Source organism: Pseudomonas sp. S36 (assembly GCF_016647875.1).
GTDB lineage: Bacteria > Pseudomonadota > Gammaproteobacteria > Pseudomonadales > Pseudomonadaceae > Aquipseudomonas > Aquipseudomonas parafulva.
The window spans coordinates 1-202 of record NZ_JACVVG010000138.1; the positions used below are offsets into that span (position 1 = coordinate 1).

The window sequence follows — 202 nt, forward strand, 5'->3', positions numbered from 1 at the left end:
CGCGACCTTGACGGCGAACCCGTCGGTCACTGAAGGTGGTGTGATCACTTATACCGTGACGTTGACCAATCCGGCCCAGACGCCGGTTACCGTGACGCTGTCGAACGGCCAGGTCATCACCGTTGAAGCGGGTAAAACCCAAGGCAGCATTGACTTCCAGACGCCGGCCAATGACGTCTACAACAACGGCTCGACGGTTAGC

Annotated in this window: 1 protein-coding gene; it reads left to right on the top strand. The window is 58.9% G+C overall.

Annotation, left to right across the window (positions count from 1 at the left end):
- A partial coding sequence (locus tag IAE36_RS23575) for an immunoglobulin-like domain-containing protein (RefSeq protein WP_201214988.1) occupies positions 1 to 202 on the top strand: 202 nt, incomplete at both ends.